Source organism: Microbacterium sp. TS-1 (assembly GCF_000509385.1).
GTDB classification, from domain to species: Bacteria; Actinomycetota; Actinomycetes; order Actinomycetales; family Microbacteriaceae; genus Microbacterium; species Microbacterium arborescens.
Map to the genome: position 1 here is coordinate 1,518,251 of NZ_BASQ01000001.1, position 13,858 is coordinate 1,532,108.

General features: G+C 68.9%; 16 protein-coding genes. 4 read left to right on the forward strand and 12 right to left on the reverse strand.

The window, feature by feature from the left end:
* Positions 1 to 56: 56 nt before the first annotated feature.
* Complete coding sequence (locus MTS1_RS07090; protein ID WP_036304688.1) at positions 57 to 587, forward strand: ribonuclease H; 531 nt, start codon at positions 57 to 59, stop codon at positions 585 to 587.
* Between the two features lie 7 nt (positions 588 to 594).
* Here the strand turns inward: MTS1_RS07090 and MTS1_RS07095 are convergent, their stop codons facing one another.
* From MTS1_RS07095 to rlmN, 12 genes are all read right to left on the reverse strand, one after another.
* Positions 595 to 1,209 carry a hypothetical protein gene (locus tag MTS1_RS07095; RefSeq protein ID WP_144083374.1) on the reverse strand — a complete coding sequence of 205 codons (615 nt, stop codon included), beginning with the start codon at positions 1,207 to 1,209 and terminating at the stop codon, positions 595 to 597.
* Positions 1,210 to 1,310: 101 nt separating this feature from the next.
* Entirely contained in the window at positions 1,311 to 1,922 is a 612-nt protein-coding gene (locus MTS1_RS07100) for a hypothetical protein (protein WP_023952665.1), read from the reverse strand.
* A gap of 45 nt (positions 1,923 to 1,967) precedes the next feature.
* A complete protein-coding gene (locus MTS1_RS07105; RefSeq protein ID WP_023952666.1) occupies positions 1,968 to 2,339 on the reverse strand; it encodes a hypothetical protein in 372 nt (123 codons plus the stop codon).
* Between the two features lie 53 nt (positions 2,340 to 2,392).
* Positions 2,393 to 2,566, reverse strand: a complete 174-nt coding sequence (locus tag MTS1_RS16600) for a hypothetical protein (RefSeq protein WP_023952667.1) — start codon at positions 2,564 to 2,566, stop codon at positions 2,393 to 2,395.
* A gap of 36 nt (positions 2,567 to 2,602) precedes the next feature.
* On the reverse strand, positions 2,603 to 3,301 hold the full coding sequence (locus MTS1_RS07110; protein WP_144083375.1) for a hypothetical protein: 699 nt from the start codon (positions 3,299 to 3,301) through the stop codon (positions 2,603 to 2,605).
* On the reverse strand, positions 3,288 to 4,136 hold the full coding sequence (locus tag MTS1_RS07115) for a hypothetical protein (RefSeq protein WP_023952670.1): 849 nt from the start codon (positions 4,134 to 4,136) through the stop codon (positions 3,288 to 3,290). The genes MTS1_RS07110 and MTS1_RS07115 overlap by 14 nt, the downstream gene beginning before the upstream one ends.
* Positions 4,133 to 4,606, reverse strand: a complete 474-nt coding sequence (locus MTS1_RS07120; RefSeq protein WP_064956319.1) for a hypothetical protein — start codon at positions 4,604 to 4,606, stop codon at positions 4,133 to 4,135. The genes MTS1_RS07115 and MTS1_RS07120 overlap by 4 nt, the downstream gene beginning before the upstream one ends.
* A gap of 148 nt (positions 4,607 to 4,754) precedes the next feature.
* The gene (locus tag MTS1_RS07125; RefSeq protein WP_023952675.1) at positions 4,755 to 5,993 is read right to left on the reverse strand and encodes a hypothetical protein; all 1,239 of its coding nucleotides are present in this window, start codon (positions 5,991 to 5,993) and stop codon (positions 4,755 to 4,757) included.
* On the reverse strand, positions 5,990 to 6,292 hold the full coding sequence (locus MTS1_RS07130) for a hypothetical protein (protein WP_023952676.1): 303 nt from the start codon (positions 6,290 to 6,292) through the stop codon (positions 5,990 to 5,992). Before MTS1_RS07130 ends, MTS1_RS07125 begins: the two co-directional genes overlap by 4 nt.
* A gap of 48 nt (positions 6,293 to 6,340) precedes the next feature.
* Entirely contained in the window at positions 6,341 to 6,832 is a 492-nt protein-coding gene (locus tag MTS1_RS07135) for an NUDIX domain-containing protein (protein WP_023952678.1), read from the reverse strand.
* A 12-nt stretch (positions 6,833 to 6,844) separates the two neighbouring features.
* Complete coding sequence (locus MTS1_RS07140; protein WP_023952680.1) at positions 6,845 to 7,858, reverse strand: aldo/keto reductase family protein; 1,014 nt, start codon at positions 7,856 to 7,858, stop codon at positions 6,845 to 6,847.
* 55 nt (positions 7,859 to 7,913) lie between these two features.
* Positions 7,914 to 9,197 carry a 23S rRNA (adenine(2503)-C(2))-methyltransferase RlmN gene (gene rlmN / locus MTS1_RS07145; RefSeq protein WP_023952682.1) on the reverse strand — a complete coding sequence of 428 codons (1,284 nt, stop codon included), beginning with the start codon at positions 9,195 to 9,197 and terminating at the stop codon, positions 7,914 to 7,916.
* Positions 9,198 to 9,291: 94 nt separating this feature from the next.
* Here rlmN and MTS1_RS07150 point away from each other — a divergent pair, with 94 nt between their 5' ends.
* The 3 genes from MTS1_RS07150 to MTS1_RS07160 all read left to right on the forward strand — a co-directional run bounded on the left by MTS1_RS07150 (position 9,292) and on the right by MTS1_RS07160 (position 13,792).
* Positions 9,292 to 10,203, forward strand: coding sequence for a PRD domain-containing protein (locus MTS1_RS07150; RefSeq protein WP_023952684.1), 912 nt, complete (start codon positions 9,292 to 9,294; stop codon positions 10,201 to 10,203).
* Positions 10,204 to 10,389: 186 nt separating this feature from the next.
* Positions 10,390 to 12,249, forward strand: coding sequence for a beta-glucoside-specific PTS transporter subunit IIABC (locus tag MTS1_RS07155; protein WP_023952686.1), 1,860 nt, complete (start codon positions 10,390 to 10,392; stop codon positions 12,247 to 12,249).
* A gap of 127 nt (positions 12,250 to 12,376) precedes the next feature.
* Entirely contained in the window at positions 12,377 to 13,792 is a 1,416-nt protein-coding gene (locus MTS1_RS07160) for a glycoside hydrolase family 1 protein (protein ID WP_023952689.1), read from the forward strand.
* The last annotated feature ends 66 nt before the right edge of the window (positions 13,793 to 13,858 follow it).

A 13,858-nucleotide genomic window follows, 5' to 3' on the forward strand; every position in this document is an offset into this window, starting at 1 on the left:
CAACGTGAACGTATACAGAAATCGCATCAAGCCGGGCCCCGGGTACCCTTGCCCGAGTGAGTTCCGACCGATACACCGTGGCCACCGACGGCGCCTGCAAGGGCAATCCCGGACCGACCGGCTGGGCCTGGGTCGGCGAGGACGGCCACTGGGCCGCCGGAGCGATCCCGCAGGGCACGAACAACATCGGCGAACTCCTCGGTCTGCTCAAGGCGATCGAGGACCACCCCGACGTCCGCGAGCTCGTCGTTCAGGCCGATTCCAAGTACGCGATCGACACATACGCATCGTGGATGGACGGCCATCGCCGCCGTGGCTGGAAGACCTCGACCGGCGCGCCGACGAAGAACCGCGACATCCTCGAGCAGCTCATCGCCGCCCGCGACGCCCGCCGTGCGCGCGGCCTGCCCGACGTCATCCTCGAGCACGTCCGGGGACACCGCGGCCACGTCCTGAACGAATGGGCCGACGAGCGAGCCGTGCGCGGCGCCGAGCACGCCGCGAAGGGCACCGCCAGTGCCTGGTCATCGCTCGGCGGGCTGCACGAGAAGCTGGACGTCTCGGAGGCGCCGAAGAAGAAGCGCTGACCCTGAGTCACAGCTTGTCGGCGAGGGCGCGGGGCAGCCAGACCCGGGGGTCCGCGAAGTCGCTGATGATCACGCCACCGGCGGGAACCGCATCGTCGTAGCGCGCCAGATCGAGACCGTGGGGCGAGACGGGCGCCTCGGCGAACGCCGCAGTGCGGATCCGCACGATCGCGGCCGCAAGCTCAGGGCCCAGCCGGTCGGCGGTCTGCCGCTGGAGGTCGGCCGCTCGGTCCTGCACCGTGGCCAGCGCGGCCAGAGCGACGAGCGCCGCCGACGCGACGATGGCGCCGCCGACGACGGCGCCGCGACCGAGCGTGAGCGCTGCCGCGCCGACGAGTGTCACCGCAATCAGGACGGCAGCGGCGACACTCAACGCGACGACGACCCCCTCCAGGTTCTTCGCGGGAACGCGGAAGCCTGTGGACATGACGAGCGCCAGGGCGGCGCAGATCGCAGCCAACACCAGCACCCACCCGATCCACCCGACGCCCGGCGCCCGACCGCCGTAGCGGCGGCGCAGCTCGGCGCGGGCCGACTTGTTGCCTTCCTCGCCGATCGCGCGAGCGGCGTGCCAGATCTCCACAGCGTGCGCCCGCTGACCGGCGGCGTCGAATACCAGCATCTCCGCGTCGCGCGGGTGGAATGACCGCGAACCGAGGCTTCCGCGTACGTTGCGACGCGCGGCTTCGGATGCGACTCTGATCGACTCTTCGTCCGTCACCGTCAGGCGCGCTTCCTCCAGCGCACGCTCGCAACGATCGCGTCGCAGACGAGCTCCATCGCATCGATGCCGTCGTCGGGGATCTCGGTGCCGTCCACACGCTGGAGGATCGTCGATCGGAAGACGAGCGCTCGCTTCTGCTCGTCGGGCACGCGGATGAGATAGCCGTGACCTGCAGTGCGCACCTCCGCACCCTCGATCGTGGAGGTCTTCGCCGCAGACCACTTCAGGATCGTCCCGCGCTCGTCGAGCGGCCGTGCCCGGTAGCGCTGCACCATCGTCGCCCCCAGATCGGATGCCGTTGCACCCGCGGGTGCGATGAGCCACGAGGCGACGAGCGAGACCGGGATCGCGTCGTCCTCGCCGGCCTGCGACGGCGAGAAGACCCGGATGATGTCGGCACGCGTCGCCTCGGCACGGGCCGAAGCCACCGTCTCGCGCAGCGCCGCCAGCACCGCACCTCGGGAAGCGACCGGGAGCGCCGCGACGGCAGCGTCGACACGCTCATCCACCGATGCGAAGTCGGGCGTGTGAGCCTCCCAGCCGGTGGGCAGGAGCACCGCGAACGACGGCTCGCTCACGGTCTCACCGATCAGCTCCGCGCGCAGCGACATGGGGTTTCCTTCCGTCGGGGGTGCCAGCCTATCGAGCCGGCTGTGTCAGATCGCATCGCGCACCACCTCGGGGATCCACGAGGCCAGCAGAGCGTCGATGATCACGCCGCCGGCCGGCACGTGCGGATCGATGGGCTCGAGCGCGATGCCCTCCGCGGCGAGTGCATCGAGCGTCGCCGTACGCAGCTCGACGATGCGGCGCGCACGCGCGGGCCCGAGCGCGACGACGAACCCGACGACCCCGACGACAGCCGCGACGATCACCACCGGCGTCGAGTGTCCGGCATCCCGGCTCATCGTGAAGCCGGCCGCCACGAGAAGCCCGACGGTCGCCGTCGCCATGTCGTCGGGTTCGAAGCGCGCACCGCGGCCGAGAGCGGCGGCCACGGCCGCGCACAGCGCTCCCACGAACAGCACGGCGAGCGGCCACCCGCCCGGGTGCCTCGCACCGTGGCGGGCACCGGTGAGGACTAGCGGGCCGGCCGCTTCCGCGTCTTGGCGAGCGCAGCCGGAAGCCAGCGATCCGGGTCGGTCTTCGCGGCGATGAGCGCCGAACCGACCGGTGCGGACGGGTCGAACGCGGCGAGAGCGGCATTCCGTTTGCCGAGGTCGGCGAACAGCACCGTGCGGACGCGCAGGATCACCGCAGCGGCGCCTGGATCGAGTTCGGCATCCAGCCGTTACTGCGCTTCCCGCGCCCCCGCCTCCACCTCGTCGATGGCGCTCAGATAGGCGCGCTCGACGCAGAGGTCGATCTCTTCGGTCGCCTCGGCGTCACGCCCGCGTACGACGACGATGACGATGCCCACGATGACCGTGACGATCAGGCACACGAGTTGCGCCGTAGCCGGCCAGACGAGCCCATGGGAGAAGCTCAGCGCCACCGCGGCCGCCAGGGCGACGCAGGTCACGAGCTGCATGCGCAGGACGAACCGGTTCAGCGGTCGCAGCCTCGAGGCCGCGAGTGAGATCGCGTTCGCGAGGGCGCCGACCACGGCGAGGATGGTGGCCACGATCGCCACGTCAGCCGGATCGGACCGGATGCCCGACGCGAAGGCGGCCGCCAGCACGCTCGCCACGACGGAGAGGAACATCGCGAAACCGATCCAGCCGCGCTCGGGATTACGCGCGCCGAAATCGCGGACGAGTCCGCTCTTGGCCCGCCGCACCGCTTCGGAGCCGAGGTCGCGAACCGCGTCCGACGCGCAATCGGCCACGGCCCGTTGGCCGGCGACATCGAACACGTTGACCTCGGCCATGCCGGGTGTGAACTGCGGGAGGGCCATGGCCGACTCGACGCGGGGCTTGGCGCGCGCGACCAGCGTCTCGACCTGCTCGTCCGACACCGCGTTCACGTCAGCGCAGTCAGATCTCGTCATTCATGACGTCCGGAACCCAGGCGGCGAGCATGGCATCGATGATCACTCCGCCCGCGGGAGTCCGGGAATCGACGGGCTCGATCAAGATGCCTTGCGCCGAGAGCCCCTCGAGCGTCGCGGTCCGCAGCTCCACGATTCGGCGTGCACGCTCGGGCGGCAGGGCGGCCGAGACCTCGGAGCGCAGCCGCAGCGATACCGCCTCCACCTCGGGCAGCGTCTCGGCAAGCCCAACGTTCGCCGCGGTGTCGACAGCCTCGGTGTCTGCGGCGTTGCGCGCCCGGGCAACGAGCACGATGACGAATCCAACGACCCCGACGAAAGCAGCGACGAGCACAACCGGCGTCAGCGGACCGGAGTCCCGGCTCATCGCGAAAGCCGCTGTTGCGAGGAGGCCGACTGTGACAACACCATGTATGCGGATGACTGCGCGGTTGAGGGCGCGCCCGCGGGCCGCGACCATGACGACGACGCAGGTCGCGGCCGCGACACCTGCGAGCACGACGGTGACGGTCGCCGTGTCTTCCGGGTCGAACCGGACGCCGCTGGCGAGGGCGGCCGCCACCGCCGCGCACAGCGCACCGACGAACAGCACCGTGAGCGGCCACCCGCCCGGGTGTCTCGCGCCGTGCCGTTCGCGCAGACGACGTCGCATCGCGCGACGAGCCTCCTCCGCCGCCTCGCGAGCTTCGTGCCACACTCTTAGCGCGAGCTCGCGCTCGCCAACGGCGCTGAAAGCCGCGAGTTCGACGATGTGCGGTTCCACGTTCCGGGGCAGTGCCGGCGCGATCTCCGCGCGCACGGCGGCGAGCTGCGCCATCAGCTGCGTATCTGTCATACCTCAGACCTTTCGGATACGTCGATAGTCGAGAGCGCGCGCTGCGCCAGCACCTGAGCCGCAGCCGCCGCAAGGGGTGCGAGCGGCGAGAGTGCAGCGACGACACAGCGACCATCGACGTCCAAGACGTACGCCGTCGACACGGTCTGCGGCAGGGCGACGCCATCGTCGTCGCGCTGAACCGGGTCCAGCACGGTCGCACGCCACCCACGGGCGGTGCCGAGATCCACCGCTAACATCTCCGCGCCCCAAGGCGAAGGGAGCAGCGCTTCGGCGACATCGCGCGCTTCCTCCGCATTCGAGGGCGCGGGGGCACCGGCGACCCCGAGCACCCCCAGCATTCCGTAGATCCCCGACGATGGCACGGTGAGCAGCAGCGCGAGGCTGAGCTCGCTGCCGAGCGTTGCATAGAGCGCAAGCCGGGCGGCGTCCTCGACATGTCTAGCAGTATCTGCCGGGGCGCTGGCCACCCGGGCGGCGATCCAATTGTTTACCTCCGCGTGAGCGTGGGGCACGGGACTCCAGATCGCGGGGTCAGCGCGCAGGACTATCTCGGAAACATGCGATGACATGTCAGCCTCCCCCGGCGGACGACCGAACGCGGTACAGCTGCCGAGCTTATCGCGCGAGCGAGGTGAGACGTTCGCTACCATCCTTGGCGATCCCGATGACGTCGAGCATCACGTCGATAGAGCCGCCGAGAGCCTCCGGCAGGTTTGTCGGGTTGCCAGCGAGGGCGTTCCACCCAGCCCTCCACCCGCCGACCCAGCGATTGCCCTGCGCGAGGTAGGCGGGCATGTTCACGACCCGCATGAGATTCTGCGAGTTCAGGCCGTGCACGGTGAATAGATCGGGGATGCGTCTGGTGAGGAACTGGTTCAGTGACGTATGGAGGTCGGCGAACTCGCTCCCGCCGAGACGAAATGCACCGCTGAGCCGCGGGAACCGGGCGCCTGCCCCCGCGAATTGAGCGAGGTCCCCCAGCTTGGCGAGCTTGCCGAAGGGGATGATGCCGACGGCGGCGAGTGCGACGCTCTGCCAGTCACCGCGCCCGGCGTTCAGCTTGGCGATCTCGCCGAGAAGGCTCAGCACTCCAGCCACTGCGGCCAGCACACCGGCAAGCAATGCAAGTGGGCCGGTCACGAGGAAAGCGACCACGAGCAAGATCACGCCGACGACGAGCAGAACGTCGAGCATGGCCTCGACGAAGGGCATCGAGTTGTCCCAGAAGCTGTCGGACACGCCGTCGGCGTTGGTGCGCTCGAGGCTGTTGACGGCCGTGTCGTAGGCCGACTCCCATGTCTCGACAGGCGCGTCGTAGGTTCCCCAGTAGGCCTCCCACGACGACACCGCGGCATCGAACGCTGCCTGCGCGCCGGCGGTGCTGGGGCGCGTGCCGGTCTGCTCGACGTCGGGATGCAGGCGTTCCTGGGTGTCGAACTCGTGCTGGTCGGCTTCCGCACCGCTCAGGGCGCGCGATGCCTCGTTGACCTCGGGCCACGTCCGGTTCGCTCCGTCGACCCGCCAGTCGCTGTCGGCCTGGACGGTGCTGAGCGCGGTCGCATACGCCGCCAGCGCGGTGCCACTGGGGCGGTACCGGCGAGCCGCCGTCTGCAGGTCTTCGTAGACCTCCTTCGCCTGCTCGCGGACCGCCTCGAACGACTCGCCACGGCCCACGGTGCCGTCGGCGAACCGCTCAAGGGTCGCCGCCGCACGAGCCATCTTGTCGCCGAGCGACTCGATGTCGGCAGCCCGTGCGCTGATCGCACCGGGATCACCCTCGATCTTGCGCACCCGCCGACGACCCGGCGTCGAGGGCATCTCCTCGCGGGAGTAGATGAACGAGTTCTCGGTCATTCGGCGGACTCCATGCTCTGCGCGAGTTCCAGATCGGCCTGCTCCCAGCCCTCGCGGGCGTCGTCGAGGCGCTTCTTCATCTCTTCGAGGTTGCGACGCTGGGTCTCGCGCTTGTCGTCCCACTCGGACTCGAAGTCCTCGGCGGCACGGGCGAGACGACTGTCGCCCTGGGGGTTGCCGATCGCACCCACCAGGTCACCGGTGCGCGAGCCGGCGTCCTCGAACTCGGCGATGATGTCGCTCAGCGCATCGCTGAGCGCTTGCATCGAGTCGAGCGGAATGTCTACGCCGTCGGCCATTGCGGTCCCCCCAGGTTGTCGTGGAACAGCATAGGAACACTCGGGCGGTCACGGCGATGGGGAGTTCTCCCCATCCAGGAGTTGGTCGAGCCGGTCGAGGGCCGGTCGCTGACCCTTCACGAGCAGCTCGCGGGCGCGGCCGAGGTCGACCCACTCGACGCGGTCGACCTCCGGAAAGGATGCCGTACGCCCTGACCGCGGCGGCCACTCCATCTCGAACTCCCCGAAAACCGCACCCGAGACGTCGAGATCGGCGCCGTCGACGACGAACACCGTGATGCGCTTGCCCGACGAGTACGAGAAGGTGCCCAGCTCGGCGTACTCGCCCTCGGGCGGTTCGAGCCCGAGCTCTTCGCGGAACTCGCGGCGGGCCGCGTCCAGCGCCGCCTCGCGGTCGGGGTCGTACTCGCCCTTGACGATCGACCAGGCTCCGGCATCCTTGGCCGACCAGAACGGCCCGCCCATGTGTGCGACGAGCGCCGACACCGTGCCGTCCGCAGCAATGCGGTAGGGCAGGATGCCGGCGCTCGTCGTGACCACGATCAGCCCGGATCAGGCCGGGCGCGTCTTCGGCGAGACGTTGTCGGTCTCGGCCGGATCGGTCACCGCGACGCCGGCGAGGGCGTCGTTGATCGCGTCGTACGCCGACTGCTCGAGCTTGACGCCCGAGGCCTTGACGGTGTCCTCGAGCTGCTCCGGGCGCGAGGCGCCGACGAGCGCCGCCGCGATGTTCTCGTTGTGGAGCACCCACGCGAGCGAGAGCTGCGCGACGGTGAGGCCCGCCTCGTCGGCGATCGGCTTCAGCTTCTGGACGGCCGTGAGCACCTCGTCGTTCAAGAAGCGCTTGATGAAGTTCGCGCCGCTCTTCTCGTCGGTCGCGCGCGACCCCTCGGGCACGGGCTGACCGGGCTGGTACTTGCCGGTCAGGACGCCCTGCGCGAGCGGCGACCAGACGATCTGCGAGATGCCGAGCTCCTGCGAGGTGGGGATGACCTTGCCCTCGATGACGCGCCACAGCGCCGAGTACTGCGGCTGGTTCGACACGAGCTGGAAACCGAGCTGCTTCGCCAGGGCGTGCCCCTCGCGCAGCTGCTCGGCGGTCCACTCGCTGACGCCGATGTAGAGCGCCTTGCCCTGACGGACGATGTCGGCGAAGGCCTGCATCGTCTCTTCCAGCGGCGTCTCGTAGTCGTACCGGTGCGCCTGGTAGAGGTCGACGTAGTCGACGCCGAGACGGCGGAGCGATCCGTTGATGCTGTCGAAGATGTGCTTGCGCGAAAGCCCCTGATCGTTCGGGCCCTTGCGGCCGGTCGGCCAGTACACCTTGGTGAAGATCTCGAGCGTCTCGCGGGGCTGGCCCTTCAGCGCATCGCCGAGGACGACCTCCGCTGCCGTGTTCGCGTAAGCGTCCGCGGTGTCGAACGAGGTGATGCCGAGGTCCAGCGCCTTGTGGACGGTCGCGATGGCCGCGTCGTTCTCCACCTGCGACGCATGCGTCACCCAGTTGCCGTACGTGATCTCCGAGACCTTGAATCCACTGTTGCCGAGGTAGCGATACTCAACCATGGGAAAACGCTACCTCCCGGTGGGTCCGGACGGGCCGGAGTTGCGTCTTATGACCTCAACCCGCAGGAACGGTGTCGGCCGCGCGCTGGTCGTCCTCGGTCGCCACGAGCTGACCGCATGCGCCGTCGATCTCCTTGCCGCGCGTGTCGCGGAGAGTCGTCGGTATGCCGGCCTCGTTGAGCCGTCGCACGAACTCGTCCTGCACCTCGGGCTCGGAGGAGGTCCAGATCGAACCGGGCGTGGGGTTCAACGGGATCGGGTTCACGTGCACCCACCCCCGACCGCGGGCGTTGAGCTTCTCGGCGAGGAGGTCGGCGCGCCACGCGTGGTCGTTCATGTCCTTGATGAGGGCGTACTCGATCGACACCCGCCGGCCCGTCTCATCGAAGTAGGCCTTCGCGGCGTCGAGCGCCTCGTCGACCTTCCAGCGTGAGTTGACGGGGATGAGCTCGTCGCGCAGCTGGTCGTCGGGGGCGTGCAGCGAGAGAGCGAAGGTGACGGGGATGTCCTCCTTCGTCAGCTTCTGGATCGCGGGCACGAGGCCCACCGTCGACACCGTGATGCCGCGGGCGCTCATGCCGATGCCGTGATCCTTGTCGACCATCGTGCGCACCGCCTGCATGACGCGGGCGTAGTTCGCCAGCGGCTCGCCCATGCCCATGAAGACGATGTTCGTGACGCGCTCGCCCTCGTGCCCGACCTTGCGGGGATCGCCGAGGCCGCCGTCCGCGATGAGACGGTTCGCCCGGACCACCTGCTCGATGATCTCGGCGGCCGACATGTTGCGGGTCAGGCCCGCCTGGCCCGTCGCGCAGAACGGGCAGTTCATGCCGCATCCGGCCTGGCTCGACACGCACAGCGTGATGCGGCCGGTGTAGCGCATCAGCACCGACTCGACGAGGGCGCCGTCGTGGAGCTTCCACAGGAACTTGATCGTGTCGCCGCGGTCGGTCTCGAGTCGGCGCACCTCGGTCAGCAGCGGCGGCAGCAGACCCGCGACGAGCTCGTCGCGCCCCGCGGCGGGCAGGTCGGTCATCTCCGCGGCATCCGAGGTGAAGTGACGGAAGTAGTGCTTCTCGAGCTGCTTGGCCCGGAAGCCCGGCATGCCGAGCTCCTTGACCTTCTCGACGCGCTGCTCGGGGGTGAGGTCGGCGAGGTGGACGGGCGGCTTGCCGCGCTTCGGGCTCGCGAACTGGAGGAGGGGGCGACCGGACTCGTCCTTCTGCTGCGACCACCCCTCGGTCGCGGGGCGCACCTGGCGCGGCTTGGTGGAGCGCACGCGCGACGCGGTCTCGCGCACGGACGACGCGGTCTCGCGCACGGGATCAGAATCGGTCATATGATCCAGGGTACCGGCGCCGGCTGCGCGAAGGCTGGCCGCCGGCATTCGCCGTGCCGGGCGGCCTCGACCCCTCCCGCCCTAGACTTCAGCCATGAACCTCGACGACGTCGCTCCGCCCCCGCGCGGCACCGTCGTGCACAAGGTGCTGAACAACAACGTCGTCATCACCCTCGACGAGCACGGCCGCGAGCGCGTGCTCATGGGGCGCGGACTCGGATTCCAGCTGAAGCCCTCCGACACCCTCGACCCCGACAAGGTCGAGAAGACCTTCATCCTCGATGCGGGGGATGCCGGTGACCGCGAGCGGCAGCTGCTGACCGACGTTCCCTATCCGGTCGTCGAAGCCGTCACTCGCGCCGTCGACGAGGCCGAGCGCCGTCTCGGCCACCACCTCGACCGGTTCTTCACGATGGCCGTCATCGATCACATCCAGTTCGTGCTCGAACGGCTCGACAACGGCATCCGGATCCCCGCGACCAACATGCCCGAACTGCGCGTGCTGCATCCCCACGAGTTCTCCGCGGCGCAGCGCATGGCCACCGCGATCTCCGAGTCGCTCGATCGCGAGCTGCCCGACGAAGAGGCCGTGTTCCTCACGATGCACCTGCTCAACGCGACCCGTGACGAACCCAACGGCACGGCGGCCCTTCTCTTCCGCCGTCTGCAGCACGTCGTCATGACGGTCGAGAACGGCCTCGGCGTCAAGCTCGACACCGACAGCCCCGACTACGCGCGCTTCATCCTGCACATCCAATTCCTGCTGCAGCGCCTCGTCTCCAAGACGATGCTGCGCAGCGCTGACACCTCGTTCTTCGAGTTCGCCAAGCACAGCTATCCCCGGTCGTACGCGATCGCGGAGGAGGTCAAGGCCTACGTCCGCGCCGCGACCGAGTCGGAGCTGACCGACGAGGAGCTGCTCTACGTCATCGTCCACGTCGAGCGCCTCGCGACGCAGGTCGGGGCGAACGGCACTGGCGAAGACACTACACGCGTGGTACTGTGACCCTCGCAGGGCGTCGCTGCCCTGTGGAAGTCTCCGGATTGTTACCGCGGCAGCGGGCAAAACCTGAACTCACATCGCTTTGATCGGCGGTGAACGAGTTCAGGTTTTTTTGTTGCCCGGAAACGGGATGCGGCGGCTTCCTCCACCCGAGTGCCGCGATGCTGCGGCAGAAAGCGAGCAGTCCCGATGGATTACTCGAAGACCGCGGCCGGCGTCCTGGAGGGCGTCGGCGGCGAGGAGAACGTGAACTCCCTCGTCCACTGCGCGACGCGTCTGCGTTTCGTGCTGAAGGACGAGTCGAAGGCGAACACCGCCGCCGTCAAGGCCGTGCCCGGCGTCGTCACCGTCGCCCAGGCCGGCGGCCAGTACCAGGTCGTCATCGGCAACGACGTCCCCGACGTGTTCGCCGAGATCGGCAAGATCTCGAAGTTCGGCGCCGGCTCCGACGCCGCGGCATCCGAGGGCCCCAAGGGCAACCTCTTCAACCGCTTCATCTCGATGATCTCGGCGATCTTCACGCCGCTGCTGTGGGCCCTCGCGGGCACCGGTCTGCTCAAGGCGTTCCTCGCTGCGGCGGTCACGTTCGGGTGGATCACCACCGACAACTCGACCTACGCGGTGCTCAACGCCCTGTCGGACGGCCTCATCAACTTCCTGCCGATGGCGCTCGCCTTCACCGCGGCGCGCTACTTCAAGGCCAACGAGTTCACCGCCTTCGCGATCGCGGCAGCGCTGCTCTACCCGACCATCACCCCGCTCGTCGGGGTCGAGGGCCTGACCTTCTTCGGCATCCCCTTCACGATGGTCACCTACGTCTCGAGCGTCATCCCGATCATCGTGATCGTCTGGCTGCAGAGCCACGCCGAGAAGTTCCTCTACGCGAAGCTCCCGGGCGCGGTGCGCCGCTTCGTCACCCCGATGATCGTCGTGCTCATCGCCGTCCCGATCGTCTTCGTCGTCATCGGTCCGATCTCCGCGATCCTCAGCGGCGCGCTCGGCAACGGCATCGGCTGGGTCTTCGAGAACGCGCCGTGGGCCGGCGGCGCCATCATGGGCGGCTTCTGGCAGGTCTTCGTCATCTTCGGTCTGCACTGGGGCCTCGTGCCGCTGTTCACGCTGGAGTACCAGACCACCGGTCAGATCCTGCTCATCGGCCCCGTGTTCGCGGCCGTCCTCGCGCAGGCCGCTGCCGTCGCCGGCGTGTGGGTGCGCGCCCGCAACAAGAACCTCAAGTCGCTCGCCGCCCCCGCAACGCTCTCGGGCTTCCTCGCCGGCATCACCGAGCCCGCCATCTACGGCATCAACCTGCCGCTCAAGCGCCCCTTCGCCTTCGGCATCGTCGGCGGTGTGATCGGTGGCGCCATCATCGCGATGGGCGGCGTGTTCTCGACGGCGTTCGTCGTGCCCTCCGGGCTGGCCCTCCCGGCCCTGTTCGGCAACGGCAACATGGTCATGCTGATCATCGGACTCGCCGCCGCGATCGTCATCCCGTTCCTGCTCACCGCGATCGTCGGATTCACGGAGCCGGAAGAGGATGCCGCACCGGCCGCGGCCCCCGCGGCATCCGGCAACGACGTCGTCGTGCTGAGCCCCGTCGACGGCACGGTCGTGCCGCTGAGCGAGACTCCCGACGCCGCCTTCGCCGAGGGCAGCCTCGGTGACGGCGTCGCGATCAAGCCGCGTTCGGGCGCCGTGTACGCCCCGTTCGACGCAACCGTCGCAGCCGCGTTCCCGACCGGTCACGCGATCGGCCTCCGTCACGCCGACGGCGCCGAGGTGCTCATCCACATCGGCATCGACACGGTGAGGCTCGCGGGCGCGCACTTCGACGTCAAGGTCACCACCGGCCAGGAGGTCAAGGCGGGCGACCTGCTCGTCGAGTTCGACGGCGACGCGATCGAGCGTGCGGGCTACGACCTGACGACGCCCGTCATCGTCACCAACGGCGAGCTGTACCCCGCTCTGGCCGGCCAGGCGTCCGGCCCGATCGCGCACGGCGAGCCGCTGTTCACGGCGGTCTCGGTCGAGTCCGCGCTCGCGAACTGACCGACACCCCGCGCGGAGGGGGCGCGGAACCGGACCGCGCCCCCTCCCCCACCCGTCCCGCCAGCCGCGGGACCAGCGATACACAGTCCCGCCACCTGCGGGCCAAGCGATACGAAACGAGAGAGCCATGAGCACCACCACCTTCCCCGACGGATTCCTCTGGGGCGGAGCGACCGCCGCGAACCAGCTCGAGGGCGCCTACGACGAAGGCGGCAAGGGGCTCTCGGTGCAGGACGTCATGCCCCGCGGCATCGTCGGCGCCCGCACCGACGAGCCGACCCCCGACAACCTCAAGCTCGTCGGCATCGACTTCTACCACCGCTACGCAGAAGACATCGCCCTCTTCGCCAAGATGGGCTTCAAGACCTTCCGCTTCTCCATCGCGTGGAGCCGCATCTTCCCGAAGGGCGACGAGACCGAGCCCAACGAAGAGGGCCTCGCCTTCTACGACCGCGTCCTCGACGAGCTCGAGAAGCACGGCATCGAGCCGCTCGTCACCATCTCGCACTACGAGACGCCGCTCCACCTCGCCGAGACCTACGACGGGTGGACCGACCGCCGCCTCATCGCCTTCTACGAGAACTACGCGCGCACCCTCTTCGAGCGCTACGGCGCCCGGGTGAAGTACTGGCTGACCTTCAACGAGATCAACTCCCTCCTCCACGCCCCCTTCATGTCGGGCGGCATCAACACCCCGAAGGACGAGCTGACCGAGCAGCAGCTCTACCAGGCGATGCACCACGAGCTCGTGGCCTCGGCCCGCGCGACGCGCATCGCACGCGAGGTCGCCCCGAACGCGCAGATCGGCTGCATGGTGCTGTCGATGCCCGTGTATCCGCTCTCGCCGTCGCCCGCAGACGCGCTGGAGGTCATGTCGTTCGACCACTCGAACCTCGTCTACGGCGACGTGCACACCCGCGGCGCCTACCCCGGGTACTTCCTGCGCACCCTCGCGGAGAAGGGCATCGAGCTCGACATCACCGACGAGGACCGCGACGACCTGACCAACACGGTCGACTTCGTGTCGTTCAGCTACTACATGTCGGTCGCCGCGACCGCCGACCCCGCGAAGAAGGTCACCGGCGAGGGCAACATCATGGGCGGCGTTCCGAACCCGACCCTCGAGGCGAGCGAGTGGGGCTGGCAGATCGACCCCGTGGGCCTGCGCCTCGTGCTCAACCAGTTCTGGGACCGCTGGCAGAAGCCGCTGTTCATCGTCGAGAACGGTCTGGGCGCGAAAGACCAGCTCGTCGAGGTCGACGGCGTCAAGACGGTCATCGACGACTACCGCATCGCCTACCTCAACGACCACCTCGTGCAGGTCGGCGAAGCGATCGCCGACGGCGTCGAGGTGCTCGGCTACACCTCGTGGGGCTGCATCGACCTGGTCAGCGCCTCGACCGCGCAGCTGAGCAAGCGGTACGGCTTCATCTACGTCGACCGCAACGACGACGGCTCGGGCACGCTCGAGCGCTACGAGAAGAAGTCGTTCGGCTGGTACGCCGAGGTCATCCGCACCAACGGCGCCTCGCTCACCCGCTGAGACGCCGACCCGACCGGGCGCGGTCGCGGGGCCCTCCTTCTGGCCCGCGACCGCGCCCTTCTCCGC